At 63.1% G+C, this 26,254-nt stretch carries 20 protein-coding genes; 7 read left to right on the top strand and 13 right to left on the bottom strand.

Annotated features, from left to right (window positions below):
- Positions 1-152 precede the first annotated feature (152 nt).
- From WH367_RS16010 to WH367_RS16000, 3 genes are read left to right on the top strand one after another with little or no spacing between them, the layout of a single operon-like run.
- Positions 153-2,360 (top strand): TonB-dependent receptor, encoded by a 2,208-nt coding sequence (locus tag WH367_RS16010; protein WP_339536856.1) that lies wholly within the window; start codon positions 153-155, stop codon positions 2,358-2,360.
- Complete coding sequence (locus WH367_RS16005) at positions 2,360-3,646, top strand: MFS transporter (protein ID WP_339536855.1); 1,287 nt, start codon at positions 2,360-2,362, stop codon at positions 3,644-3,646. The genes WH367_RS16010 and WH367_RS16005 overlap by 1 nt, the downstream gene beginning before the upstream one ends.
- Entirely contained in the window at positions 3,643-4,743 is a 1,101-nt protein-coding gene (locus WH367_RS16000) for a siderophore-interacting protein (protein WP_339536854.1), read from the top strand. Before WH367_RS16005 ends, WH367_RS16000 begins: the two co-directional genes overlap by 4 nt.
- Before the next feature lie 39 nt (positions 4,744-4,782).
- Here WH367_RS16000 and WH367_RS15995 read toward each other — a convergent pair whose 3' ends face one another.
- From WH367_RS15995 to WH367_RS15945, 11 genes are all read right to left on the bottom strand, one after another.
- Entirely contained in the window at positions 4,783-5,391 is a 609-nt protein-coding gene (locus WH367_RS15995) for a hypothetical protein (protein WP_339536853.1), read from the bottom strand.
- Between the two features lie 180 nt (positions 5,392-5,571).
- Positions 5,572-6,432 carry a hypothetical protein gene (locus WH367_RS15990; protein WP_339536852.1) on the bottom strand — a complete coding sequence of 287 codons (861 nt, stop codon included), beginning with the start codon at positions 6,430-6,432 and terminating at the stop codon, positions 5,572-5,574.
- Positions 6,433-6,596: 164 nt separating this feature from the next.
- Positions 6,597-7,175, bottom strand: a complete 579-nt coding sequence (locus tag WH367_RS15985; protein WP_339536851.1) for an IPTL-CTERM sorting domain-containing protein — start codon at positions 7,173-7,175, stop codon at positions 6,597-6,599.
- 283 nt (positions 7,176-7,458) lie between these two features.
- Positions 7,459-7,947: a hypothetical protein gene (locus tag WH367_RS15980; protein WP_339536850.1), complete on the bottom strand. Its 489-nt coding sequence runs from the start codon at positions 7,945-7,947 to the stop codon at positions 7,459-7,461.
- Positions 7,948-8,136: 189 nt separating this feature from the next.
- On the bottom strand, positions 8,137-9,933 hold the full coding sequence (locus WH367_RS15975; protein ID WP_339536849.1) for a hypothetical protein: 1,797 nt from the start codon (positions 9,931-9,933) through the stop codon (positions 8,137-8,139).
- Positions 9,934-10,456: 523 nt separating this feature from the next.
- On the bottom strand, positions 10,457-11,668 hold the full coding sequence (locus tag WH367_RS15970; protein ID WP_339536848.1) for an ABC transporter substrate-binding protein: 1,212 nt from the start codon (positions 11,666-11,668) through the stop codon (positions 10,457-10,459).
- A gap of 155 nt (positions 11,669-11,823) precedes the next feature.
- A complete protein-coding gene (locus tag WH367_RS15965; RefSeq protein WP_339536847.1) occupies positions 11,824-13,638 on the bottom strand; it encodes a class I adenylate-forming enzyme family protein in 1,815 nt (604 codons plus the stop codon).
- Positions 13,635-15,260 carry an AMP-binding protein gene (locus WH367_RS15960; RefSeq protein WP_339536846.1) on the bottom strand — a complete coding sequence of 542 codons (1,626 nt, stop codon included), beginning with the start codon at positions 15,258-15,260 and terminating at the stop codon, positions 13,635-13,637. Before WH367_RS15960 ends, WH367_RS15965 begins: the two co-directional genes overlap by 4 nt.
- A 71-nt stretch (positions 15,261-15,331) precedes the next feature.
- Positions 15,332-18,613 carry a carboxyl transferase domain-containing protein gene (locus WH367_RS15955; RefSeq protein WP_339536845.1) on the bottom strand — a complete coding sequence of 1,094 codons (3,282 nt, stop codon included), beginning with the start codon at positions 18,611-18,613 and terminating at the stop codon, positions 15,332-15,334.
- A gap of 67 nt (positions 18,614-18,680) precedes the next feature.
- Entirely contained in the window at positions 18,681-20,111 is a 1,431-nt protein-coding gene (locus WH367_RS15950) for an NAD-dependent succinate-semialdehyde dehydrogenase (protein WP_339536844.1), read from the bottom strand.
- A 25-nt stretch (positions 20,112-20,136) separates the two neighbouring features.
- Positions 20,137-21,213 carry an alcohol dehydrogenase gene (locus WH367_RS15945; RefSeq protein ID WP_133858358.1) on the bottom strand — a complete coding sequence of 359 codons (1,077 nt, stop codon included), beginning with the start codon at positions 21,211-21,213 and terminating at the stop codon, positions 20,137-20,139.
- A gap of 258 nt (positions 21,214-21,471) precedes the next feature.
- Between WH367_RS15945 and WH367_RS15940 the strand changes: the two genes are divergently transcribed.
- The 3 genes from WH367_RS15940 to WH367_RS15930 all read left to right on the top strand — a co-directional run bounded on the left by WH367_RS15940 (position 21,472) and on the right by WH367_RS15930 (position 23,717).
- Entirely contained in the window at positions 21,472-22,134 is a 663-nt protein-coding gene (locus WH367_RS15940) for a TetR/AcrR family transcriptional regulator (protein ID WP_021025560.1), read from the top strand.
- 123 nt (positions 22,135-22,257) lie between these two features.
- Positions 22,258-22,761 (top strand): sigma-70 family RNA polymerase sigma factor, encoded by a 504-nt coding sequence (locus tag WH367_RS15935; RefSeq protein WP_339536843.1) that lies wholly within the window; start codon positions 22,258-22,260, stop codon positions 22,759-22,761.
- Positions 22,761-23,717: a FecR family protein gene (locus WH367_RS15930; RefSeq protein WP_339536842.1), complete on the top strand. Its 957-nt coding sequence runs from the start codon at positions 22,761-22,763 to the stop codon at positions 23,715-23,717. The genes WH367_RS15935 and WH367_RS15930 overlap by 1 nt, the downstream gene beginning before the upstream one ends.
- A 121-nt stretch (positions 23,718-23,838) precedes the next feature.
- On the opposite strand, the gene WH367_RS15925 is transcribed toward WH367_RS15930, so the two are convergent.
- Entirely contained in the window at positions 23,839-24,246 is a 408-nt protein-coding gene (locus WH367_RS15925; protein WP_339519241.1) for a hypothetical protein, read from the bottom strand.
- Here WH367_RS15925 and WH367_RS15920 point away from each other — a divergent pair.
- Positions 24,213-25,820 carry a hypothetical protein gene (locus tag WH367_RS15920; RefSeq protein ID WP_339536841.1) on the top strand — a complete coding sequence of 536 codons (1,608 nt, stop codon included), beginning with the start codon at positions 24,213-24,215 and terminating at the stop codon, positions 25,818-25,820. The two genes, WH367_RS15925 and WH367_RS15920, sit on opposite strands and share 34 nt — an antisense overlap.
- Here the strand turns inward: WH367_RS15920 and WH367_RS15915 are convergent.
- Entirely contained in the window at positions 25,813-26,220 is a 408-nt protein-coding gene (locus WH367_RS15915) for a hypothetical protein (protein WP_339536840.1), read from the bottom strand. The genes WH367_RS15920 and WH367_RS15915 overlap by 8 nt on opposite strands.
- Between the last annotated feature and the right edge of the window lie 34 nt (positions 26,221-26,254).

Below are 26,254 nucleotides of genomic sequence, written 5' to 3'. Positions count from 1 at the left end.
TTAAATGAGAATTGTTCTCAAGAGAAAAGACTTCCCATTCTCTTCCAATTAAGCTTTTCCGCTGTCGTTGTAAGAGAACAAAAGGCGTAGCTATGCAAAATCAGGGGCGGTCGGTCGCAGCTCAGCGGAACAAATGGGGTGGTGGATGGGCGATGGCGCCCATCAGCCTGGCTATCGGGGTATTGGCCAGCAGCGCGCAGGCACAGATGGCGGCTGCGGCCGCAGAGTCTGAAGGCGCCGAGGCAGACACCCACTTGGCAGTGCAGCATGTGGTGGCATCGGCCGCGCCCAGCATCCGCAGCGAGCTGGCGCAGACCACCCAGGTCATCGACAGCGAACAACTGCAGCAGCAAGTGACGGCTGGCAAAAGTGTGGCCGAGGCCCTGGGGCAGCTGGTGCCGGGGATTGACCTGGGCGGGCAGTCGCGCAGCAATTTTGGCCAGAACCTGCGTGGGCGCACCATGCTGGTCATGGTCGATGGCGTCTCGCTCAACAGCTCGCGCGGCACGGCCCGGCAGCTCGATGCGATCGACCCGTTCAATATTGACCGTATCGAAGTGCTGTCAGGCGCCAGCGCCTTGTATGGGGGCGGCGCCACCGGCGGTATTGTCAACATCATCACCAAAAAAGGCAGCGCCGCTGGCCTGCAGCTGGGCAGCGAAGTGGGGGTCACCTCCGGCTTCCAGGGCTCGCGCGACCACCAGTTCCGCTTGGCCCAATCCATTGCCGGCGGCAATGAGCAGGTGCAGGCGCGCCTGGGCATTGCGCTGCAAAACAATGGCAGTTTTTATGACGGCAAGGGCAAGCCGGTGCGCACCGACATTGCCCAGACCGATGCCCAGAACACCAAGGGGGTGGATGTGCTGGGCAATGTGCAGATCAAGATCAGCCCCGAGCAAAGCCTGGGCCTGACCGCGCAGTACTACCGCAATCGCTTTGATGGTTCCTCCTACCTGTATGGCGGCCCCAACCTGGCAGGCATCATGGGTGGCAAGCCGGAGCTCTTGGAGCAGCGGGGCGGCTTTGTCAGCGATGTGATGCCGCAGACCGAGCGGGCCATGTTCAATGCCGACTACCATGCCGCCAAGGTCTGGGGCGACCAGGACCTGTATCTGCAGGCCTTCTGGCGGCAGGAGAAGCTGGACTTTGCGCCTTTCCCCAGCTCCGTTGTGACCGCCTCCCACCAGAACACAGACACCTGGGGCCTGAAGGCCGCGCTGGCCAAGTCCTGGGGCGACCTGAGTGTGCGCTATGGCCTGGATTGGGACCGCGAGAGCTTTGATGGCAGTGCCACCGTGTTCGATACCGCGCAGGCGCTGGCCAGCGGCGGTATGGTCAACCGGCAAATCGGCAGCACCGGCCGCTACCCGGGCTACCGCGTCAATACCGCTGCAGCCTTTGCCCAGGCCGAATGGAAGCTGAACCCGCAGTGGACTTTGAACGGCGGCCTGCGTTACCAACGCACCGACTTGCAGGTGGACGATTTTGTGGGCTACACCCAGCAGCTCTACATGCTGCTGGGCCGTGGCAACTCGGCCGATGCGATCCCTGGCGGCAAGAACAGCTACAACGTGAGCCTGTTCAACTTGGGGGCGCGCTACCAGATCGATGCTGCGCGCAGCACCTGGCTCAACTACGCCGAAGGCTTTGAGCTGCCGGACCCAGGCAAGTACTATGGCCAGGGCAACTACCAGGCCAATGGCACGCATTGGCAACTGGTCAGCGGCATCGATCCGAAAAGCTCTCCGCTGCAAGGCATCAAGACGCGGCAAGTGGAATGGGGCTTCAAGCAGGCCAGCGGTACTGTCAAGCTGCAGTCTGCGCTGTTCTATGCCTGGTCTGACCAGACCTTGCAGCTCAACAACGCCAACAACAATGTGACCATCAATGTGCTCGATGAGAAGCGGCGCAACTACGGCTGGGAAGGCAGCCTGGACGTTGCCGTTGCCAAGAACTGGGCGCTGGGTGGCAATGCACTGTGGATCCGCTCGGAGACGCGGCAAAACGGCAGCTGGGCCAAGCAGTCCATCATGACGGCGAGCCCCTCCAAGCTGTCGACCTATGTGCAGTGGAGCCCGAACCCCTGGCAACTGCGCCTGCAGGCCTCCCACATGTTCAGGCTCAAGGATGACAGCGCGGGCAAGATCGATGGCTTCACGGTACTGGACCTGATGGGTGGCGTCAAGCTGCCGGTCGGCCGCCTCAACGTCGGTATCCAGAACCTGCTGGACAAGCAGTACCTGACGACCTGGTCGCAGCGCGCGATGGCCTTGTACGGCGTGGGTGTGGTGTCACCGCAAACCTTTGCGTTCTATGGCCGCGGGCGCACCTTCTCGCTGAACTACAGCGTTGAATACTGATGGCGGCAGGTGTGCAAACCCAGGGCGCAAGCTTGAACGCGGCGCAGCGCCCCTGGCAGTTTTGGGCGGTGCTGGTGGCGCTCTATATTGCGCAGGGCGTGCCGTCGTATCTGATGATCATGACGGTGCCCGCCGCACTGCGCGCTGCCGGCATGCCTTTGCAGCAGGTGGGTATGCTGTCCATCCTGATGCTGCCGCTGGTGCTGAAGTTTTTGTGGGCGCCCTGGGTGGACCGCTTGCGCCCCTTGCGCTGGGGCCACCGCCGGGGCTGGATCGTCTGCACCCAGCTGGAGTCGGTGCTGGCGATTGGCGCACTGGCCTGGGTGGGGCCGCAGGCGTCCATCACCACGATTGTTTGCATCGGCATGTGCCTGGCGCTCAGCATCGCCACGCAGGATATCGCCACCGACGGCTATGCCACGCAGCAGCTGCGCAGCGATGAGCTGGGCCGGGGCAATGCGATCCAGGCCGCATCGGTGGCCGGTGGTGTGCTGCTGGGCGGCACCTTGGCCATGGCGCTGGTCGATCAGTGGGGGTGGCAAGCCACCATGCTGTTGATGGGCGGACTGTCTTTGCTGCCCCTGCTGGCGCTGCCGTGGATGGACGAGGGCTTGCCCGTGGGCCTTGATGACGATGCGCAAAGCGGCGTTGCCACAGTGCCTCTGCGCCCCAGCATCAAGCAGTTCTTTGCGCGCCCCGGTGTCTGGGCGATTCTGGGCCTGGCCGCCGTTTATCGGCTCAGTGAAGGCATGCTGCGCTCCATGGAAAGCAGCTACCTGCTGCACAGCGGCCTGAGTTTGAGCGAAGTGGGGGTGATTGCCGGCAGTGGCGCTGCGCTGGCCGGCTTGCTGGGCAGTTGGCTGGCGGCCCAGTGGTTGCGGCAGCGCAGCCGCAGCCAGGTGCTGCTGGGCTTGAGTGCCTTGCGCGTGCTGGCCTTTGCGTTGTTCCTGGCGCATTCGCTGCACTGGCTGGGCGGCACCACATCGTTGGCAGTCCTCGCCGTGGGTTTGAGCGTGCATCGTTATATGGAGATGGTGGCGCTGTATGCGCTGTTCATGGCCTCGTCCAGCCGCCAGCAGCCGGGTACGGATTTTTCGATCTTTGTCTGTGCCGAGTTGCTGAGCTATATGCTGAGCGCGATGGCGGGCGGCTTCATTGCCAAGCACTTCGAGTTCTCTGGACTGTTTGCGATTGCGACGGCGATTGCGGTGGGCTGCTGGCTGGCCACCGCTGCGTTGCTGCGGCGCCATGCGCAAGTGGTTGCCGATACCGGGAGACGCATATGACGGTGCCGCAGACGCTCGTACGCAAGGCCCATATCCATCTGCCGCAAGCCGGCGCGTTTGTGGACTGGTTGCTGCAGCATTGGCGCGATGAGGGCATCGACGTGAGCCAGCCCCAAGCGGGCACCTTGTTGCTGGCCTTGGCCGATGTGGGCACGGCCAGGCTGCAGCAAACCAGCGCCAGCGGCATTGATTGCCTGCTGCAACCGGTGGCGCCGCGCATGGGGGAATTGATGCAGCTGTCTTTGGCCGAGCACCTGGCCGAATTCGCCGACCAGATGGCCTGGGTGGAGGGCAGTTGGGAGCTGGTCTGGGAAGGCGACGCCCCGCCTGCGACCTCCAGGCTGCAGGTGATGCGTGTCCTCAGCAACCAGGCGCTGTCGCCGCGCATGCGCCGCATCCGCCTGGCGGCGGGCGATATCAGCGCCTTTGCCCCCGGTGGCTTGCATGTGCGCATGCTCTTGCCCGAGCCCGGCCAGGCACCGGCATGGCCGACCCTGGCCGATGGCAACCGCCTGCATTGGCCTGCCGGCAAAGCGGCATTGGCACGCCGCACCTACACGATCAGCGCGATGGATCCTGAAGAGGGCTGGCTGGACGTCGATGCCTTGCTCCACCATGGCGCAGGCCATTCCGATCCGCACATGGCCGGGCCTGGTGCCGTCTGGGCTGCCAGCGCCGAGCCGGGCTCCGAGGTGGGCGTGCTGAGCCCGGCCGGCGGCATGGTGCCGCAAGCACCGCATTGCGTGCTGGTGGCAGATGCTTGCGCCTTGCCCGCAGCGGCACGCATTGCACAGGCGCGGCTGGCGTGCCAATCCACCACTTTGCTTCTCTGGGTGTCGGATGCCCAGGAGCAAGCCGCGTTGGCGCCAGCGTTTGCCGGCATGCAGGTCACCTGGCTGCGTGGCGGCGTGCCCGGTGCGTCACAGCTGGAGATTGCGCAAGTGCTGCAATGGCTGGCGCAGCAGGATTGGCACCCGCACGATACGGTGCTCTGGGTTGCAGGCGGCCTGCCGTTGACGCAGGCGGTGCGCCGCAGTGTGGCGCGGCTACCGCCCTTGGTGCAGATCAAGTCGCTGGTGCATACCTATTGGCGCTAAGCTTCGGACGAGATCGGGGCGCTATCTCTCCTCAGCTGGCTACTGATTGAATATCAGCAGGTACAGCTCGGACGAGTTGCGCTTGTATTCCTGTTTCCAGGGGTCACGTCCCATGAGCTTGTTGACCTCGTCGTACTGGAAAATGTCGTCCACACGCCAGCCGTCATCCTCGCGGGATAGCACATAGCGGTATTCGGCACCGACGGTTCCACCTTCTGCGTAATTGCCCGCTATCGACTGTCCTTCTTTAGGGCGGGTAATGTTCTTGATCGTAGCGACAACCAAGGCTCTGGATTCCGTTTCCATATCTACGCGATCGATTCTGCGATCGTAGGTATACAACGTGCAGTTGGGGTCTTGTTGCAGATAGCTCTTGACGGCTCCAGTGCTCAAGCGCAACTGGGCTTGCCGCAGCGCTGCTTGCTCGGCATTAGGGGCTTGTGTGCACTCTTGGTGTTTAAAGCTGGCCCTTGCATCCACCAAGGCCCACCAGCTTTTCACCGCCTTGTCGGGGGTTGCTATATCCACGCTTGGCGCCGTAAATGTGGGTTTGGTGGCTGCCTGCGTTGTGGCTTTGGGCTTCTCTTGCTGGCAGGCAATGAGTGCCAAGGCTAAGGGCAGGCAGGCAAATAGATAAGGTGTCCGCATCAAAGCATGTCCTGATTTATCGGTAGTGGGCCAGTTTAGTGGCTCGCCAAGCCTGGCGATGTGAAAAATGGGCTGCGCCGTTTGGGGGGCCAAAGCTGCAGACGTCTGCAGCGGCGAAATCGCCCATAAAAAAACCGCCTAAGGGCGGTTTGGTGGTGTTTGCTCGCAGCGTACTGCCGCTTATTCCACTTGCGCTGCCACGCTTTCGATTGCCTGGCGCAGTTGCTTTGGGCTCACCTCCGGGGCCGCGCTGTCGCCATTCGCTTCCGTTTTGAGGACAATACCCGTTCCCGTATCTGCGCGATTGGCCAAGCGGTGCATGGTCGCGATGGAAGCGCGCACGCCAGCGCTATTGAGGTAATAGCCTTCACCCTCGTTCACGCTGTAGGTGAACTGGTAGCCACCGAGCAACCTGCCAGCCGAACTCACCTTTGCACAAATCACCGTTCCGGCAGCGCTTCCAGATACTTGGTATTCGCAGCCAAAAGTGCCTGCAGCGGTAGTGATCACGCCATTGCCATCGGCCGTTGGGGCCTGCACTTTTTCAAGTCTGAAAAAGTCCGAGGTGGGCGTCAGCGAATTGAGTGGGCTGAAAATCCAGATTCCTTTGAGGCCTTCTGGATTATTGCCATAGGCGAAATTGAAGCGGGAGATCTCTTTCTCGGTCTCGCCAGGCAGGGTGATGTACCCCTTGGTGCCCGACTCAAAGCGGATCGAGACGTTGCCAGCACTGCCGTCTTCTTTGCCCGACAGGTCTCCGCTGCCCAGGTAACGGCCGCCACGGTATTTGTTCAGGGGCGCAGAGTAGCGGTCATTCGCCAAGGTGCCGCTGGTCATATAGAACGTAGCGTTACCACTGGCATCATATGCATACATTTGCATAACCAAGGTATTGTCCTGCACATCAATTGCCAAGCCACGGCCTGGCTTGCCATTGACTTCGCTGGTCACAATCCAGGTGCCTGTTTGCGGCGCAAAGGCCTGTGCCAAACCAGTGCCGAGCAAGGCGCCAACCAATGCAATCTTCTTGAAAATCATCATATCCCCGTTGTTAATCTTTACATTCTATCAACTTATCCTTACATATTGCTTGCCTGAATGTCAGGGAGTGTCGTGAGGCACCCTTGGAGGTTTACTCGCAGGCAGGGCTGGGTAAAGGACCAGTGCAGATGGCTGGATATCCGGGGAAAAGGAACCGCCCTATATCAGGATGCGCGGCGGCGATACAGCAAGGCCCATGCGGCCAATAGCATGCTGAGTCCGGCCAGGCCCCATGGGTTCAGCGTCGGAACGCTGGTGGGTGCAGCAGGTGGAGCGATATAGGGTATCCCAACGAGCTGGCCACTGAAGAACGCGCGCAATCCGGGGCCATTGGTGGAGCAGGCTGCATTGCCGCAGGTGGTGGACATGCCAAACACCAGCTCGACCGTACCCGGCGTATTGGTGAGAGGTGCCGACGGTTCAATATCGAGGAAGGGCACATTGGTCAGGTCACTCTGGTTGCTGGAGGCGACAAAGATGAGCTCCGGCAAGGCGTTGATGCAGTGGGGCGTGACACATTTGCTGCGAAATTCTGAGGCTCCTCCGACACTGCCTGCCGTGGTGCTCAGCTGCACGTTGCTGTAGGTGTCGCTGTCGGCGTCATACACAAAAGAGCCGGTGGCCGTGCCGCCATCGTCAAAGGTCACGTCCTTCAAGGTCCACTGCAGCGGCGCGGCTTGGGCGGCGGCAGTGAACGCCAGAGAACTGAGCGCCAGCGCGGCGGATGCCAAAAGTTTGTTCATGGTGTCTCCCTCGGTGTAAAAGGAGACGAAGTTAACAAAATGTAACTAAAATAGCAATCCATATATATGCTGGTTTTCAAGAAAAATCTGCATTTCGTTGTCTAAATCTCAGTTTATTGAGAAAAAAGCCATTTCCTAGCTGTCATCTCCCCCCAAGCACCTTCGCGCTCGTCCTTGTGACGTGGTAGGCACTCTCTCTGAAAATAAATGGATATGCAGCTAATTGTTGTCATGATCCATCGGATAGATAAATAAAGCCGCCCGAAGGCGGCCTTGGATCGGATCAGCCTGTACGGCGGCGCAGGCGCTGCCTGCCCAGCAGGGCAAGCAACGCTCCCAAGCCGATGGTGGCCCAGGGAGCCAGCGCTGGCACAGCCTGTGGCGTGGTGGGCGGTGGTGGCGGAGGGGGCGGCACGACCACCGCTTGCACGGTAAAGCTGCCCACGCTCGATTGCACGCCTGGCTGGTCGCTGAGGAGGGCAATGATCTCGTAGCTGCCGGGCGCCAGGCCAGCCGGCCAGGTCAGTGAATACGCGCCACTGCTGCCGATGACGGTGGTGGTCTGGCTGGCGCTAAATCCATCGGGGACGGAGAGTTGCAAGGTGATGGTGGTGCCCGGGGGCAAGGGCGTGGATACGCCGCCGCCCGGTGCCGCCGACGTTGCGATGCCACTCAGCTCCTGCGTCTGCGCGGTGGTGATGAGCGGCGCCTGCACGGCCAGCGTCACGGCAAGGGTTTGCGGAATGCAGGCAGACGCGGTGGCACCGCCCACGACCTGTATTGGATCTCCTCAGCCAGGGGCTCCCTGTAAATCGCCCTGCCCTCGTCTAAACACCGACTCGGGGAGTCCTCCGTGACTGCGCTCTGATATGGAAGAAATGCGGTAGCGCCGCTTGCCATGCGCCGCACAAAAAAGGGAGCCTGGCTCCCTTTTGGCGGCGGTGGTCTGGATGGCCGATGCCTAGCTCTGATGGCGCTTGCGTGCAAAGAGCGCGCCTGCCATTGCCAGCAGCATGCCCATCAATGCCAGTGCCCATGCATCCAAAGTAGGGACACGCTTGGCATCGCCCACATTGATAGGCAGGTCGTCGTCGTTGACTTGCACGCTGGCCTGGCTGTCGGGCCCGAGCGTATAACCGGGCCCGGCCAACAGCTGCAACAACGCGATGACGCTGCCATCGCCTGCAACGGTATTGGGTGTCGCGGTGATCGTGCAGCTGCTCTGCGTGGCCCCTGCCGCGACGAGCACCGGAGAGGTGCAACTGCTGGTGTAGCGGCTGCTGCCCGGTGGCGGGCTGAGGCTGATGCTGCTACCGCCGGCGGGTGCGGGCGCATTCAGGCTGATGGTGCAGGTAGAAACCTGGCCTGCAGCGTCCACCAAGCTGCTGGGTGTGCAGCTGAGGTTGGCCACGGGCGTAATGGCGATGTCGACGTCGTCGTTGCGGATGCGGACCTCGGCCGCCGAAGGACTACCCAGCACATAGTCATCTGATGCTGCAGGTGTGGCCAACGCCAGCGCTGCGGTCACATCGCCATCACCGGGCGTGGTGTTGGGGGTAGCGGTAATTGCGCAACTGGCCGTTGTCTGCCCGGCTGCTACCACGATGGAGCTGCCGCAGCTGCTGGTGTAGCGTGGGTTGGCCGCTGGTGGGGTCAGGGCAATGGCCATGCCGCCCGCTGGCGCAGCCTGGTCCAAGGTGACTGTGCAGTTGGAGACATTGCCCGCCGCATCGACCAGCGCATCGGGGGTGCAGACCAGGGTCGCTGTCAGCTTGGGCAGGCAGGCGGCGGCATCGCCACTGGTGGCACCTGCGGTGCTCTGGTTAGTGCCGACCGTGCCGGAAGGGATACTCATGATGCGCGTGCCCAGGCCATAGAAGGCCAGTTTGTCTGTGGCATTGGGCAGGCGGGCTGCAGCACCGTAAGGGGCATTGACAGGTATTGAGAAGATCAGTATCGGTGGCACGGAGGCCAGTGTTTCAACAGCCCCAGAGGAAAGGTTGAAGCGATAGCTGAGAGATGTACCAGAGGTGCCTCTAGTACTGGCGATGCCATAGGCCCACTGCCCACTGGCATCAATGGCAAAGTCGCCTGATTGGTCTCCGGGAATATTGCTGGACAGGTTCAAGGTGCCCACATAGAGCGGTGGGGTCTGCGTCACATCGATCTTGAAGACCCGGTTGAGTGCGCCGCCGGTCTGGAAGTTCGCCAGGTACATGATGCCGGTGATGGGGTCAATATCGGCGGCGTTGAAATTGGGCCCCAGGCGCAGGTCAATCGCACCGCTGACCACGGTGCTGGGATCGGTGGGGTCGGTCTGGTAGGTCCCCAGTCCGCTCACGATGCCCAGGTTGTCCACGCCAGTGCGGCCATAGCGCAGCATCTCGTAATAGCGGGTATGGCTGCGCCATCCGCCAGCGGTCCATCCAGTCGCTGGGCTGTTGTCCCAGCTGTTGTCGCCGTCTACGGCGCGCATCGTATAGATGTAGCCATCCTTGCCCATGCCGCCGGCGACGGAGGCGCCTGCAGGCAAGGGGGGATTGGGCGGCGTCAGTCCTATTTCTCGCGCAGACACGGTGGGCGCTGCGGCACCACTCCAGACCGGAGCAATGGCAACTGCGCCGGTCGCTGGGGCGGTCGCCAGATCCAGCACCGCCGTGGGCGGTGTTCCGGTGGCGGCCGGGCCGGTGTAGCGGGTCAGATAGAACGATTGCCCGCCGGCATCGCAGCGCGGAAGCGGAGCGCCCGATGCGGCCATAGCCACCGGGCCCAGAGAGGCCGCAGCTATTATGGCTAATCCAGTTTTGAATATTTTTATTTTGTTATTTAATAACATGGATAATCTCCTTTTTCAAGGATTACATCCTAAACAGCCTTTCTGCAAATGCCGGTGGCGTATTGTCAATGAATGTTTAAACACCCTTGTTGGTGATTTTTATTGATATTAAATTAATCTATTCTGATAGTTGTTTGGTAAATCTATGAATGGTGTTTGTGGGATATCTATTGATTTGTATGGCTGCGATGCTATGTTTTTTATGGCTTTAGATGTCAAATACAATCTATAAATAATAAACATTTGCTCAAAACTATTGAATTTATTTGCAATTGTTTAAATTGTGAGCATGACGCACCGGAAAAATGCTTACCCTTGCAGGAAAATAAACACTGGAAATTACTAGATACTTACATGGTCATAAACCCTGGGCAGAAATGAAACGACCCGATGGACCAGATCGTATCCATCGGGTTGGTGGCTCTAGTTGGGCTAAGTGGCGGGCTCAGGACTTGACCAGCGGACACTTACCCTCGGACAGCGGCCGGAACGCCTGGTCGCCCGGGATGGTGGCGATGATCTTGTAGTAGTCCCAGGGCGCCTTGGACTCCTCGGGCTTTTTGACCTGCACCAGGTACATGTCATGCACCATGCGGCCGTCCTCGCGGATCTTGCCGTCGTCGCTGAAAAAGTCCTTGATAGGCATCTTCTTCATCGCGGTCATTACCGCAGCGGTCTCGTCGGTGCCCGCCGCTTCGACCGCCTTGAGGTAGTGCATCACCGCCGAGTAGGTGCCGGCCTGGGCCATGGTCGGCATCCTGTTCATGGCCTTGAAGTACTTTTGCGACCAGGCGCGGCTCTCGGGCGTGCGGTCCCAGTAGAAGGCGGTCGTCGCATACATGCCCTGGGCGGTCTTCAGGCCCAGCGCATGCACGTCCGAGATGAACATCAGCGCAGCGGCCACCTTTTGCTTGTCGGTGATGCCGAACTGGCGGGCGCTCTTGATGGAGTTGATGGTGTCGTTCACGCCATTGGCCAGCGCAATCACATCGGACTTGGAGGCCTGCGCCGTCAGCATGTAGGACGAGAAATCGGGCGCATTGAGTGGGTGCTTGACCGTGCCGATCACCTTGCCGCCGTTCTTGTCGACGGCGGCCGTGATGTCGTTCGACAGTGCCTGGCCAAAGGCATAGTCCACCGCCACGATGTACCAACTCTTGGCGCCGCCTTCGGTCACCGCTTTGACGGTGCTGTTGGCCGTGGCATAGGTGTCGTAGGTGTAGTGCACGATGTTGGCCGCGCAGTTCTCGCCGGTGATCGAGCTCGAACCTGCCTCGGTGTTGATCAGCACCTTGTTCTTTTCCTTGGCCACGGTGGCGACTGCGTTGTGCACCGCCGTGTTGCCCAGGCCGATGACCATGTCCACGTTCTCGCGGTCAAACCACTCGCGGGCGCGGGTGGCGCCAATGTCGGCCTTGTTCTGGTGGTCCACCGACAGCAGCTCGATGGGCTTGCCCAGCACCGTGCCGCCAAAATCCTTGATCGCCATCGTGGCCGCCGCGACCGTGCCCTTGCCACCAATATCGGCGTAGGCGCTGGAGGTGTCGCTGATCACCCCTATGCGCACGGCGTTGTCGGAAATGCCCTGCGCCCATGCGCCAGAGGCCAGGCCAACAGATGCAAGCAGGGTCGTCAAACAAGTGGTTCTGAACTTCATGGAAATGGTCTCCTGGTATTTTTATCGTTGGCCACGGCCAGGTGGGTTTGCCCCGCTGTCAAAGGGTTCAGGGCAAGGGGTTGGGCCTGGTGGGCACGGCGTAGCGGATCACACAAAGGGTTTGGCACAAAGCCAGCTGGGGCAGGGCGGAGGTGTCAGGTCATGCGGCGCTCCTTGGTGGGTGGCGTGGCCGCTGTCTCGTTGGCATGCTGGCCCTGCAGCTCGGCCAGGATCATCGCCTTGAGCTTGAACTTCTCGATCTTTTGCGTCAGCGTGCGCGGGAACTGCTCGACCACGCGGATATGGCGCGGCCGCATGAACTTGGGCATCTTGCTGTCGCACCAGGCGTGCAGCGCCTGGCGGTCGATCAGCTGCTGCTCGCGCGCCACCACATAGACCACCACATCGTCCTCATCGCCCTCGTGCGCAGGGATGGCAAAGGCGGCCGTCATCTCGACGGCCGGGTACTGGTTGACCATGTCCTCGATATGGAAGGACGAGATGTTCTCGCCGCGCACCCGGATGCGGTCGCCCATGCGGTCGACAAAGCTCAGGCTGCCATCGGCATGGCGCAGCGCCGAGTCGCCGGTGTGGAACCAGAGATTGCGAAAGGCCTTGGCGGTGGCCTGGGGCTTGCCCAGGTATTCGACCAGCAGGTAATAGGGCAGCTTCGACCGAAAAGCCAGCTGCCCCGCCACGCCCACAGGGCACTCGCCATCGCGCTCGTCCAGCACGGCGGCCTCCACAAACAGGCTCGGATGGCCCAGGTAGCCCTTGCCCACCTGGCCCGCTTGCGCGGGGCCCAGCAGCTCCAGGCCCAGGGCCGCCACCTGCGCTCGGATGGACTCGCGCGTCTGGCCGCGCCGGTAGGCGGGCGGGGATTCGCAGCTGGCGTCCGTCTCTTCGATGACCGTGAAGCAGGACATGCCCGACTCCGTCTGGCCAAAGCCGGCGGTCACAAAGTCAAAACCAAAGCGGCGCGCAATCTCCGCATGGCGCTGGGGCAGCGGCTGCATATAGACCTTGTTGAGGCTGTTGTGGTGGTCGGTAGCCGCTGGCGGCGCCTTGGCCAGCCAGGAGATCATCGTGTCCACCAGCACCGCGCTGGTGGCGCCGCTCAGCGCAATGCGGCGCCAGAAATCATTGGGGCTGAAGCGGTCCCAGCAGGCCAGGCCACTGCCGGCCCACACCGCCCGCACCACATTGAACACCGCGCCGCCCACGTGGTACATCGGCAAGTCGTTGTAGACCACGTCATGGCCATTGAGCATCTGGCGGAACAGGAAGGTGTACTGGTTCATCCAGCGGTGGCTCTGCACCACGCCTTTCGATGGCCCGGTGGTGCCCGAGGTGTAGATGATGTTGCACAGGTCGTCATAGGCCAGGGCCACATCCGGTTTGGCTGCGGGCTGCAGCAGCGCGGCCCAGTCCAGCGCTGCGTGCGGACCGCTGTAATCCACACCATCGGCCACTGCATCGTGGCTGCCAGCGGGTGGGTCGTAGACCACGACATGGGCCAAGGGCGCGACCTGGCTTAGCTCTTCGCCGATCGCATTGAGCGCCGGCACCAGTGCGCGCTCGGCCAACAGCATCACCGGCTGGGTGTCGCCAATCTGGTAGGCCAGCAGGCGCTCGGTCAGCCCAAAATTGATCGGCGCAAAGATGGCGCCGGCCTTCCAGATGCCAAACATCGCCAGGGCGCTGATGAGCTGGTTGCGCATGAATACCGACACCGGCATGCCCCGGCCGATACCGGCAGCTGCCAGGTTGCCAGCGATGGCATCGGTGATGCGGTCAAACTCGGCATAGCTCAGGCGCACATCGTCTTCGCCATACAGGTAGAAGAGCTGGTCACCCTTGGTACGCGCCCAGTGCGCCAGGCGCTCGGTGACCAGTTCGCCATCGCGCTGCAACAGCTCCAGCAGTGCCTGCCTGTCCAATGCGGCCACGGGGTGGGCGGCGGTGCTCATGCGGCGCTCGCTTTCTGCGGCTCCTTCAGCAGGCGCCGCAGTACCTTGCCGGTGCCCGTCGTCGGCAGCGCATCCCGAAACTCGATCTCGCGCGGGGCCTTGTAGACCGACATCTGCTCGCGGCACCAGTCGATCAGCTGCTGCGCGCTCACTGCCGGCGCGCCCTTGCGGGCAATCACCACCGCCTTGACCGCCTGGCCTTTGTTTGGGTCATCGATGCCGATCACCGCCACCTGCGCGACCGAGGGGTGCTTGGTCATGATGGACTCGACCTCTTCCGGGAAGACGCTGTAGCCCGAGACCTTGATCATCTCCTTGAAGCGGCCGGCAAAGGTCAGGTAGCCATCGCTGTCGATCTTGGCCATATCGCCGGTATGCACCCAGCCGTCCTTCAAGGTGCTGGCCGTCGCCTCGGGCTTGTTCCAGTAGCCCTTGAAGTTGCCCGGGCTGCGCAAGACCAGCTCGCCCACCTGGCCGGCGGGCAGGTCCTGGCCGGTGGCTGCATCGATCACGCGGCATTCCACCCCGTCGATCGGAATGCCGTGCGCGCCCCATTTGATGGCATCGACGGGCATCGAGGTGTCCCAGGTGTGGGTTTCGGACATGCCATAGGTCACCTCAAACAACTGGCAGTTGGGCGCAAAGCCGCGCCACTGCTCGGCCAGCGCCTGGTTGATGGTGATACCAAAGCTGGTGCTGGGGTTGATGCGCAGCGCGCTGAGGTCGTAGCTGTGCGCAGCGTCAACCTGCATCACCGCCGCATTCATGCTCGCCACGCTGTACCACCAGGTCACCCGGTAGCGCGCCAGCGCCTGCAGCACCTGCACGGGGTCAAAGCGGTACAGCAGCACGCAGCGGATGCCGGTGTAGAGCGTGACATTGAGGCCGATCAGCATGCCCGCAATGTGGTTGAGCGGAGCGACGGCCAGCATGGTGTCGTCATCGCGGATCGGGTTGTTGTCGGCCGCGGCATGCGCCTTGAACAGCGCGTTGCGGTAGCTCAGCATCGCCCCCTTGGGCAGGCCGGTCGTCCCTGAGGTATAGGTCATCAGCGCCACATCGTCCATGTCCAGCGGGCCCACATCGGGCGCGGGCAGGGGCGCGCGCAGGCAGTCCACAAAGTCTGTCGTGCCATCGATATGGCGCTTGGGCGTGCCGATCTCGGCGGGCAGGTCGATCGTCGGCTGGGCCGGCAGCAGGTCGGCGTAGTGGGTCAGGAACACATGGTCAATCGCCGTCTTGGGGCTCGCCGCCTGCACGATCTCATAGAGCACATCGGCTGCGACGATCACCTTGGCACCCAGGTCAGAGAGCTGGTACTCCAGCTCATGGCCCTTGAACAGCGGGCTGCAGGGCCCCACCACCGCGCCGAGCTTCTGGATGCCGATATGCGCAATCACGTACTGCGGGCAGTTCTGCATGAACAGGGCCACCCGGTCCCCCTTGGCCACGCCGCGCTGCTGCAGCTGGTGCGCAAAGGTGTCGCTCATCTGGTCCAGCTGGGCCCAGCTGATGGCGGTTCCGTACCAGATAAAGGCGGGCTTGTCAGGCTGGGTGCGCGCATGCTGGCGCAGGTACTCATGCAAGGGCTTTTCTTGTTGCCGGTATGCGATGGGGCTCATGGTGTCTCCTACGGTCCTGGTGTTTTTGGGGATCTCGGTCGCAGTGTTTGGCTGAGGCGGGGGCGGGTTGCCTACCAGGGCGATACCCCCGAGGCCGCCCGCCCTGGGCTGGCTGCTGGCAGGCTGGCGAGCATGCTGGCCAGCCAGTTGCGTGTCTGCGCCGGGTCGATCACATCGTCGATCTCGTTGTAGCTGGCCACGTTCAGCGCCTTGCCCTGGGCGTAGATCTCATCGGTCTTGGCCTGGAAGTAGGCGGCCTTCTCGGCAGCGTCCTCCAGCGCTTCCAACTCGCGCCGGTAGGCCAGGCGCACCGAGCCTTCGATGCCCATGGGCCCCAGCTCACCGGTAGGCCAGGCCACGGTGGCCACCGGCACAAACAGGTTGCCGCCCAGCATGGCCTGCGCGCCCAGGCCATAGGCCTTGCGCAGCACAATGGCCAGCACGGGTACCTTGATATGGCTGGCCGTCACAAAGATGCGGGCAAAGTGCCGCACGGCTGCAGCCTTCTCGCTCTCGGGCCCCACCATGAAGCCCGGCGTATCGCACAGCGACACGACCGGCAGGCCGTAGTTGTCGCACAGCTCCAGAAAGCGCGATATCTTGTCTGCGCTGTTGGCATCGAGCGCGCCGCCCAGGTGGCTGCCATCGTTGGCCAGCACGCCCACGGCCTGGCCTTCCAGCCGGGCAAAGCCGGTGACGACGCTGCGGCCAAAGTGCTCGCGCAGTTCCAGAAAACTGCCGCTGTCAAACAAGGTCTGCACCACAGCGCGGATGTCGTAGCCCTTGACCCGGTTCTCGGGCACCAGCGCGCGCAGCAGGCGCTGGTCGGCATGCGCGCCGGGCGGCAGCTTGCCCTGTACAAAGCCCAGGTAGGTCTGGGCCAGGGTCACCGCCTCCGTCTCGTCGCGTGCCAGCAGGTCGATCACGCCATTGCGTGTCTGCACGCCCACGGGCCCTACGTCGTCGGCCGCCACCACGCCCAGACCACCGCCTTCGATCATCGCCGGGCCGGCCATGCCGATGCTGGCATCCTGCGTCGCAATGATCACATCGCAGCAGCCCAGCAAGGCGGCATTGCCGGCAAAGCAGCGGCCCGAGACCACGCCGATGGTGGGCACCTTGCCCGACAGCCGTGCCATGTGCGTGAAGGTCGTGAACTCCAGCCCCGACACGCCCACATAGTCAGTGTCACCGGGCCTCCCGCCGCCGCCTTCGGCAAACAGCACAAAGGGCAGACCCAGGCGTTCGCTGGTATGCACGATGCGGTCCATCTTGCGGTGGGCCATAAAGCCCTGGGTGCCGGCAAACACCGTGTAGTCATAGGCCATCACCGCGCAGCGCGACTGCTCGTGCCCAAACTGCTGGCCGTTGATGCGGCCCAGGCCGGTGATGGTGCCGTCCGCGGGGCTGAGGCGAATCAGCTCTTCTTCGCTGCGGCGCCCGCGCTGCATGGCCAGGGTCAGGCCGCCGTATTCCACCAGGCTGCCGGCATCGAGCAACTGCTTCAGGTTCTCGCGTGCGGTGTTCTTGCCGTGGCGCCGGCGCTTGGCCACCGCTTCAGGGCGGGCCGCATCCATCAGGCCCTGCTGGCGCTGCAGCACCTTGGCCAGGTCGGGGCGGATCGCATCGAGGTCGGCCTGTTGCTGCTCTGCGGCCAGCGCATCGGCCGATGCATCGGGCAGCACCCAGCCGAGCAGGGTGCCCGCCGCCACCACCTCGCCCAGCAGCGCCGCGCGGGCCACGAAGCGGCCGCCCTGGGCCAGGTCCACGCTGTGCTCGAGCTTCATGGCCTCCAGCACCGCCACCGAGGCACCCTTGGCCTGCACCGTATCGGCATCCCGCTCCAGCGCAATCAGCCGCCCGCGCATCGCAGCGCGCACCGCATGGGCACCTTCGGGCAACGCGGGCTCGTCGCTGGTGCCGGTCTGTGCGGCGTTCTGGCTGGTGCTCTGTGGGTCAGCCTGGCGCTGTGCTGCCAGCGCGGTGGCCGCCGCATGCAGCGCCGGGCCTTGGCGTTCCACATAGGTGGTGTCGATATCGCCGCGCAATACCTGCGCATCGCGCAGCAGCGCACGCAGGTAGTCCAGGTTGGTCTCCAGGCCCTGGATATGGAACTCGGCCAGCGCGCGCTCGGCCTTGGCGCAGAGCACGCCAAACTGGCTGGGGCCGCTGACGATGACCTTGGCGAGCAGGGAGTCGTAGTTGCCCGAGGTCTCGTAACCGGCGTAGCCAAAGCTGTCCACGCGCACGCCCGGACCGGTGGGCGGCTCAAAGCGCGCCAGGGTGCCGCCGGTAGGCAGGGCCTGGGCATCGGGCTGCATGCTCTCCATGTTCACACGCGCCTGCAGCGCCAACTGGCGGGGCAGCGGCATTGCCTGGTCCAGGCCCAGGTCCTGCAGGCTGGCGCCATCGGCCAGCGCAAACTGCAGCGCCACCAGGTCCAGCCCGGTGATGGCCTCGGTGATAGTGTGCTCCACCTGCAGGCGCGGATTGCATTCGATAAAGATGTACTGGCCGCTGCGGCTGTCGACCAGGAACTCCACCGTGCCCAGGCCTTGGTAGTGCATTGCGGCGCCCAGGCGGCAGGCGTGCTGCACGAGCTGCGCGCGCAGCGCTTCGCTGATAAAGGGGCTGGGTGCAATCTCCAGCAGCTTTTGGTGGCGGCGCTGCAAAGTGCAATCGCGCTCAAACAGGTGCTGCACCGCGCCGCTGCCGTCGCCCACGATCTGCACCTCAATATGGCGGGCGCCGCCGATGAGCTGCTCCACATACAGATCGCTGCGGCCAAAGGCGCTCAGCGCTTCGGAGCTGCAGCGGTCAAAGGCTGCGCCCAGGTCTTCCACGGCCATCACCGCGCGCATGCCCCGCCCGCCGCCGCCTGCCAGCGCCTTGAGCATCACCGGCCCGCCCAGCTGCTGCATGAAGGCCTGGGCCTGCGCCAGGCTGGTGGCGCTGTGGGTGCCTTGCGCCACCGGCACCTGTTCGCGCTCTGCCAGCGCGCGCGCCTGGGCCTTGTCGCCAAAAGTCTCCAGCGCCTGGACCGAGGGGCCGATAAAGCGCAGGCCCGCTGCCATGCAGGCCTGCGCAAAGGCCGCGTTCTCGCTCAAAAAGCCGTAGCCGGGGTGGATGGCGTCGCAGCCCTCCTGGCGGGCAATCTCGATCAGGTGCGCGCCGTTCAGATAGGCGGCTGCGCCCTGGGCGCCCAGCGCGCGGGCGTGGTCGGCCGCGCGCCGGTGCAGGCTGGCTGCATCGTCGCTGGCGTAGACCGCAACGCTTGCGATGCCCCGGTCTGCGGCCGTGCGCGCAATGCGCACCGCAATCTCCCCCCGGTTGGCGATCAATACCTTGTGCATGGAACTCCCTTGTCTCTTCAATCGCGGTGCGCCGCGCAAGGGGCCCGCAGGCTGCGGGCCTGCGCGCTCAGATGGTCTGGCTGACAAACTTGCTGCTGAGGTAGAAGGCCAGCGCATCGGCGCCGCCTTCGCTGGCATAGCCCGAATCCTTGACGCCGCCAAACGGCTGCTCGGGGTAGCCCATCGCGATCGAGTTGATGCCGACCAGGCCGCTTTCGATCTCGTTCTTGAACCACTCGCCGCGCGTAGCCGAGCCGGTGAACACATAGGCGGCCAGGCCCCAGGGCAGGCGGTTGGCCTCTTGCAGCGCCTGGGCATCGCTGTCAAAGCGGGCAAAGGCGGCAATCGGGCCAAAGGGCTCTTCGTTGAAGATGCGCGCGTGCTGCGGCACATCGGCCAGCACGGTGGGCGCAAAAAAGTAGCCCTTGCCATCCGGCGCCTTGCCGCCCGTCACCAAGCGGGCGCCCTTGGCCACCGCGTCATCGACCAGGGCCTGCATGGCGGCCACACGGCGCGGGTTGGCCAGCGGGCCCATGCGGGTGGCCTTGTCCAGGCCATTGCCCATCACATAGCCTTCGGCAATGCGCTGAAAGCCGGCAATGGCCTCGTCATACAGGGGCGCCTGCACCAGAAAGCGCGACGGCGAGATGCAGGCCTGGCCGGCGTTCCAGAACTTCTGCACGCCCAGGAGCTTCAGGCTGCGCGCCAGGTCGGCATCGTCGCAAATGATGGCGGGCGCATGGCCGCCCAGCTCCATCGACACACGCTTCATCGCGGCGCCCGCTTGCGCGCTCAAGAGTTTGCCCACCGAGGTGGAGCCGGTGAACGAGATCTTGCGCACCACGGGCGAGGCAATCAGGTGCTCGGAGATATCACCTGGCACGCCATAGACCAGGCCCAGCACGCCTGCGGGCAGGCCGGCTTGCTCCAGCACCTGGACAAAGCGGGCGAGGGCCACCGGCGTTTCTTCCGAGCCCTTGACGATGATCGAGCAGCCGGCAGCCAGCGCGGCGGCAATCTTGCGCACGGCCTGGTTGATCGGGAAGTTCCAGGGCGTGAACGCCGCCACCGGGCCCACCGGCTCATGCTGTACATACTGGCGCAGCTCGGGCGAGCGCGGCGGGATCATGCTGCCGTAGCAGCGGCGTGCCTCTTCGGCAAACCATTCCAGCACCTCGCTGGCGCCCGAGAGCTCAATGCGCGCCTCGGTCAGGCGCTTGCCTTGCTCATGCACCAGCATCAGCGCCATCTCTTCGGCATGCTCGCGCACCAGCGCGGCGGCCTTGCGCAGATAGGTCGAGCGCTCCATCACCGAGGTTTTGCGCCAGGCGGCAAAGCCGGTCTGGGCGGCGGCCAGCGCGGCATCCAGGTCGGCGCGGCTGGCCTTGGTCACGCGGCCAATCGTGCTTTCATCGGCGGGGTTGGTGATGTCCAGCCATTCCTGGCTGCTGCTGTCGCGCCACTGGCCGTCGATCAGCAATTGGACTTGGTAGTTCATGCGGTGCTCCTGGTTCTTTCTGGCTTCAGCTTTGCAAGATGGCGCGGCCGGTGACCTTGCCGGCACGCAGCTCGTCCAGCACGGTCTGTACATCGCCCAGCGGGCGGCTGCTGAGCGGCAGGGACGGCAGCACCCCTTGCTGGGCCAGTGCCACCAGCTCGCGCAGCTCGGCGAGCGAGCCCACATAGGAGCCGCCGATGGAGATGGCGCGCATGGGGATCAGCGGCAGCTGGATGCTGGCGCTGCCGCCAAAGAGGCCCACGATAAGAATCTTGCCGCCCTTGCCGACGACGGCATTGGCAAACTCGAACGTGCGTGTGGAGCCGACAAAATCGAGCACGGCCGACACGCCTTCGGCGCTCGAGCGCGCCAGGGTCTTGGCGGCATCGGCTTCTGCCGGGTCCACCACACGGCTCGCGCCGGCATCCAGCGCAGCCTGGCGCTTGGCCGGGTCGATATCGACAACGATGGGCCCCAGGCCATGCAAGGCCTTGGCCAGCGCCACGGCCGCCAGGCCCACGCCGCCCGCGCCGATGATGACCAGCGGCGCTTGCTCGGTCGCTGGCGCCACTTTTTTCAGGGCCGAGTAGGCCGTCAGCCCCGAGCAGGCCAGGGTGGCGGCAAAGGCGGCATCAATGCCGGCATGGTCGATCAGGTAGCGCGGGTGGGGCACGCGCACATGGGTGCTGAAGCCCCCATCGCGCGTGGTGCCCAGGCTCTCGGGGCGGGCGCACATGTGTTCATCGCCCCGGGCGCAGAGCGCACACTGACCGCAGCCAATCCAGGGGAAGACGATCACCGAGCGGCCCAGAGCGCCTTGGGCATCGGGCCCGTTGGCGGCCACGGTGCCGACGATTTCATGGCCCAGGGTGCGCGGCGGCTTGAGCACTTTTTCCAGGCCGAAGTGGCGGCCATCGCCCAGGTCAAAAAAGCCCTCGGCCATGTGCAGATCGCTGTGGCAGACGCCGCAGGCGCTGATGCGCACCAGCACCTCGCTGCCTTGGGGCGCAGCGATGGCGCGGCGGGCCAGTTGCAGCGGTTGGCCAAAATCGACGACCTGGTAACTCAGCTGTTCGCCAGGGCTGGCGGTTGCGTTCGACATGCGCTTGTCTCCTGTAATCAAAGGGCTCTGTGGCTGCTGGCGCGGCGCGTCGGCATGGGCCTGGAGCGGCTGCTCAGCGTTGGAAAAACCCAAAGATACTGATCAGTATCGATTGGTACTATTGGGGATTTCACGCATGGATGCTGCTTGGCATCTTGTGCAAAACCACCCGCCTTTCCACTATGCTGGGGCCATGTGTACAGCGTGCCGGCGCGCGCCACCGCCGCAGCCCCCACGCCCACCAGGAGATATTCAGCAGTGCAGCTTCAACCCACCGACACCAACGCAGGCGATGCCAAAAACCAGATCCAGGAATACAAGGACACCTTGATCATCAATGCCGCCGCCGAGTTGTTCTACAAGCGCGGCTTCAAGAGCGCGACGCTCGACGAGATTGCGGCCTCGATCGGCGTGACCAAGCCCTTTATCTACAAGCGCTTCAAGTCCAAGCACGAGCTGCTCGAGCGCCTGTTTGACAAGGTGTTTGCCGGCCTTTACGAGGCGGTGAGCCAGTGCGAGCAATTGGAGGACAAGGACCCGGTGCGGCGCTTCGAGTTTTTTATCGACACCTATACGCGCCGCAAGATTGAGCTGAGCACCTTCTCGGTGATCCTGCTCGAAGAGGAAAAAAGCCTGAGCCCGGAAAAAATCAGCGATATCCGCAGCAAGTACCACGGCTTTGATGCGCTGGTGACGCGGCTCATCGTCAACGGCGTGGAGGCCGGCGTTTTCCAGGTCGGCAACCCCAAGGTGACCGCCTTTGCGATCAGCGGCATGGTGCAGTGGACGCACCGCTGGTACCAGCCCAATGGCAAGCTGTCCATCGAGGCGCTGTGCCAGGAGATGACGCAGATGGCGCTGCGCCTGGTCGGCTGGACGGGGCAGTATGTGCTGCCGGTGCCGGCAGCGCCGCAGCGCTGATCTACCCGCGCCGCTGGCGCGCCAGGCAGCCGCCAATGTCCTGCGTAAAGACGGTCTTTACATTTGAATATAATTGAGATTCATTCTCAACTATTCACTGTGGCAGCAGGGCGCGGACATCGCATGGCATCTCCCGGATACTCGGCTTCGCCCATCGAAGCGCTCTACAAAAACCACCACGCCTGGCTGCAGTCCTGGCTGCGGCGCCGTCTGGGCAATGCGGGCGACGCGGCCGACCTGGCCCATGACACCTTCATTCGGCTCATGGTGTCGCCCCGCAATGTGGACGCTGCTGACGAGCCGCGCGCCTTCCTGACCCATGTGGCCAAGGGCCTGGTCGTCGATTTGTGGCGCCGGCGCGAGATCGAGCGCGCCTACCTGGAAACCTTGCAGGCCTTGCCCGAGCCGCATGCGGCATCGCCCGAGACCCAGCTGCAGGTCATCGAAGCCTTGGTGCAGATCGACCGGCTGCTGGCAGGCCTGGCGCCCAAGACGCGCCAGGTTTTTTTGCTGGCGCAGCTCGATGGACTGAGCTTGCAGCAGATCTCCGACCAGGTCGCCATGCCGGTGATTACCGTGCGCCGCCATATCCACAAGGCCTTGCTGCTGTGCCTGGAGGCCGCGTGATGGCCGGCGTTGCCGCACAAAACACCTTGCTGAGCGAAGCGGCCGACTGGCTCATCGTGCTGCGCTACGAAACGCCCACGGCCAAGGAGCAGGCGCGTTTTGAGCAATGGCGCAGCCAAAGCCCCGCGCATGAGGCCGCCTGGCACAAGGCCGAAGCCATGCTGGGCGTGTTTGCCCAGGTACCTGCCGAGGTCTGCCAGCAAACCTTGAGCGCCGTGCAGCGGCCCGACCGGCGCAAGAGTCTGGCCTGGCTGGGCGGCTTGCTGGTGGCGGCCCCGGCCGGCTGGTTGGCCTGGCGCGAGCTGTCTTGGCGCGACTGGATGGCCGACCAGGCCACCGCCGTGGGGCAATCGCGCTCCATGCTGCTGCCCGATGGCTCCACCTTGACGCTCAACACCGCCAGCGCGGTGGCCATCCATTTCAACGCGAAGGAGCGCCGGGTGCGGCTGCTCGGGGGCGAGATCTTGGTGACCACGCAGGCCGACCCATCGCCCAGCTACCGCCCCTTTGTCGTGGAGACACGGCAAGGCACCGTGCAGGCGCTGGGCACACGCTTTAGCGTGCGCCGTGTGGATGCGGGCACCAGCCGCGTGGCGGTCTTTAGCCACGCCGTCGCCATCACCAACCAGCAGGGCGCCACCCAAGTGCTGCAAGAAGGCCACACCGCTGATTTCAGCACCAGCCATATCGGCCCGCAAGCCGATGTGCAAGCCAGCGCCGCGCTGTGGGAGCAGGGCATGCTGCTGGCTAAGAACATGCCGTTGGCCGACGTTGTGGACGAGATCGCCCGCTACCGTGCGGGCCCGCTGCAGTGTGATCCTGCGGTTGCCCAGCTGCGGCTATCGGGCGCCCTGTCGCTCAAGGACACGGACGCCAGCCTGGCGCTGCTGGCGCAGTCGCTGCCGGTGCGGATCGAGCGGTTGGCGCATGGGGTGGTGAGGGTGGTGGGGCGTTAATCGGGGTGCTGGGTGCGCCATCCATCGCTTTGAATCGGCGCACTCACTGGCGCCGCCAAACGTCGGTATCGCTTATCTGCAACCGGTGATTTGTGCTGGTCTTTGTGGGCTTGCGAAGGCATCACTGCTGTTTGATGGGGTCCTGAATCACCGGATTTTGCAGTAGCTCATAACCATTGCCTTTACCACTGAGCCAGCTCAGCTCAGTTTTACCCGCCTGTCTTAAATAGGCCTGTGCTTCCAGGAAAAGTGGTGCGCCTAAATCCTTGGTCGTCAATGGCCGTGATCGACCGGCTTTTTCCGCATTGAGAAAGTGAGCCCCATGGGGCTCATCGGTATAGCTGCGCGCAAAAAAGCTTTCTTCGCCTTCAGAGAATTGGAAGATGTAATACTCATAATGGTATTCATGGAATCCAGCTTCGTCCGCATCGCTGGCATCCAGGTGATAAGTACAAATGACGTGCATCTGAAAATGATTCAATCCAGGGAGATAAAGTGGCACACCAAACGCGCATTCCAAAGCTTGCATCCATTCTCGCAGTATCTGCACTGAGTCTGACCCTATCTCCCAGCTGGGCAGCACGCAGTTTTACGCCACAGGCAGGCACCTGGGTCATCAGCGATGAAGTAGACGGCAAACCAAGCCGAGGTTTTGCCATCGATGTGCAGGGCAATACTTTCTTTATGCAGGTATTTGGCTACGAGAAAAATGGCGATGCCACGTTCTACGCCGCCTCGGGCCAGATGGAAGGCGACACCGTCAAAGCCCCGCTGCTGCGCTACCAAGGCGGCCGCAGTTTTGGCAGCGAGCCGCGCGATGCGCAAGAAGACAAAAGCATTGGTGATGTAACGCTCAGCTTTCGCAATGGTTTGCAGGGAACGATACAACTGCCTGGCGAGCCGGCGAAAGACATAGAGCGCTTCATTTTTGCTGCGCCAGATGCCGCCTATTACCAGACTGAGCAGTGGAAGACTTCTTCAAGGATGGCGCGTTGGTTTGGATTGAATGCGCAGGGCCAGGTCGAGAAGAGCTGGTTCGCGATGCTCAAGACCAGTCCCACCGAACCCATGCGTCTGACGCTGTCCGATGACCAGACGAGCGAGACGCTGGAGTGCAGCCTCACTACGCCAAGCGACAGCATCCGCTGCGTAGCTGCGAATGCTGCAGATGCTGCGCAAGCACCCGTGGTGAAAGAGGCACAGTTCCGCCTCTTGGGCGCTCAAGTTGCTGGCGCCGTCAGCCTGCAAGCCGAAGGTGCTGCGCCATTGCAGTTATTGGGCATCAATACGCGCGCGGATTATCCGTACCGCGGAGGAACCATCACCGGCTGCTGCGCCAACGGGCTTGAATCGTTTATGCCAGGCACTTTTGGCTATGCGCAGCGGCCTGCCTACCAGCCCAGCAATGGCACCTGGGTGATGGAGGATGAATTGACGGGCAAGCCTGGGCGTGGCGTGAGCCTGGATGTGCAGGGCGGAAAAATGGTCATGCAGGTATTCGCTTATCGGGCCGATGGACTGCCCACCTTCTCGATGGGGGTGGGGGACTTCGCGCCCGATCCAGAACTGAGAAATATCAGCAGTGCCCGTTTTAGCTTGCAACAGTTTCGGGGTGGGCGCAGTGTAGGCGGTGCCGCGTCCAGTGGCGAGCTGGTACGGGACGAAGGCGAGGTCGTGGTACAGGTTTCGGGCCTCTCGGGTGGGTATGGCATGCCGGCTGGCAGCTTGGCCGAGGCGATGGTGCAATTCCCGGGAGAGTCCGCCAAACGGATGCGCCGTCTGTCCCTGCAGCCCTGGCAGTCGCTGGAAGACCAATTCTTTGGTGAGTGGTATTTCCCGGGCTTGTCGTATGCCGGACGGCCTTTGACCGTCACCCTCAATCGCAGGGAGGGTGAGTTTGTGACCAACGACGATGGCTCGGTGCGGTGCCAGTTCAACACGCAGATGCTGCGAGGCGAATGCCAGTGGCCCACTGCCACGGGTACGTCGGGTTCTTCGGGTCCCATCGAGCTGCAAGATGCGTTTGCCATTTCCAACTCTTACGTCCGTTTGCGTGACCGCCATGGCAATCTGACCGGTCTGGGAGATGTACCACTTAACTAGTGCCCAGCGACTTCAGGAGACATGAAGGCTGCGCCGTCGAAACCACCGACACGCAGCTTCCGCTGGTGGCGATGAACCATTCGCGAACATCGGAAAGTGCCGCAGCCGATGTCAGCAAACCTGGCATGGCCTGCTCCCGCGAGAGCAGGCCGCCCGCTGCAATTTCATAGACGATGCTGTCTTTGAATTGCCCGCTGCACCAGTAGGCGCTGTGGTTGCCTTCATCGGCCTCCAGCAGCGCTTCGTAATGTGGGAACGAAATGTGCAGCGTGACGGTGTCGTCCAGCAGACTTTTCACGATGATTTCCAGCGATGCGGCCTGGCGACGGATGTCAAAAACATCGGTTTCGCCAGCTGGAAGTTGAATGTCCGGAAATACCTTTCGCGCTACCACCTTCATCGCAGATCCAAGCACTCATTGAAATCGGCCATTC

It is taken from the genome of Comamonas sp. MYb21 (assembly GCF_037479395.1).
Taxonomy (GTDB): domain Bacteria; phylum Pseudomonadota; class Gammaproteobacteria; order Burkholderiales; family Burkholderiaceae_C; genus Comamonas.
The sequence above is the reverse complement of the archived record's forward strand: the minus strand, read 5'-3'. Positions and strand labels throughout refer to the sequence as shown.

Coding starts and splice junctions, on each gene's coding strand:
- WH367_RS16010 (WP_339536856.1), top strand. CDS start 153: ATGGCGCCCATCAGCCTGGCTATCGGGGTATTGGCCAGCAGCGCGCAG.
- WH367_RS16005 (WP_339536855.1), top strand. CDS start 2,360: ATGGCGGCAGGTGTGCAAACCCAGGGCGCAAGCTTGAACGCGGCGCAG.
- WH367_RS16000 (WP_339536854.1), top strand. CDS start 3,643: ATGACGGTGCCGCAGACGCTCGTACGCAAGGCCCATATCCATCTGCCG.
- WH367_RS15995 (WP_339536853.1), bottom strand. CDS start 5,391: ATGCGGACACCTTATCTATTTGCCTGCCTGCCCTTAGCCTTGGCACTC.
- WH367_RS15990 (WP_339536852.1), bottom strand. CDS start 6,432: ATGATGATTTTCAAGAAGATTGCATTGGTTGGCGCCTTGCTCGGCACT.
- WH367_RS15985 (WP_339536851.1), bottom strand. CDS start 7,175: ATGAACAAACTTTTGGCATCCGCCGCGCTGGCGCTCAGTTCTCTGGCG.
- WH367_RS15975 (WP_339536849.1), bottom strand. CDS start 9,933: ATGGCCGCATCGGGCGCTCCGCTTCCGCGCTGCGATGCCGGCGGGCAA.
- WH367_RS15970 (WP_339536848.1), bottom strand. CDS start 11,668: ATGAAGTTCAGAACCACTTGTTTGACGACCCTGCTTGCATCTGTTGGC.
- WH367_RS15965 (WP_339536847.1), bottom strand. CDS start 13,638: ATGAGCACCGCCGCCCACCCCGTGGCCGCATTGGACAGGCAGGCACTG.
- WH367_RS15960 (WP_339536846.1), bottom strand. CDS start 15,260: ATGAGCCCCATCGCATACCGGCAACAAGAAAAGCCCTTGCATGAGTAC.
- WH367_RS15955 (WP_339536845.1), bottom strand. CDS start 18,613: ATGCACAAGGTATTGATCGCCAACCGGGGGGAGATTGCGGTGCGCATT.
- WH367_RS15950 (WP_339536844.1), bottom strand. CDS start 20,111: ATGAACTACCAAGTCCAATTGCTGATCGACGGCCAGTGGCGCGACAGC.
- WH367_RS15945 (WP_133858358.1), bottom strand. CDS start 21,213: ATGTCGAACGCAACCGCCAGCCCTGGCGAACAGCTGAGTTACCAGGTC.
- WH367_RS15935 (WP_339536843.1), top strand. CDS start 22,258: ATGGCATCTCCCGGATACTCGGCTTCGCCCATCGAAGCGCTCTACAAA.
- WH367_RS15930 (WP_339536842.1), top strand. CDS start 22,761: ATGGCCGGCGTTGCCGCACAAAACACCTTGCTGAGCGAAGCGGCCGAC.
- WH367_RS15925 (WP_339519241.1), bottom strand. CDS start 24,246: ATGCAAGCTTTGGAATGCGCGTTTGGTGTGCCACTTTATCTCCCTGGA.
- WH367_RS15915 (WP_339536840.1), bottom strand. CDS start 26,220: ATGAAGGTGGTAGCGCGAAAGGTATTTCCGGACATTCAACTTCCAGCT.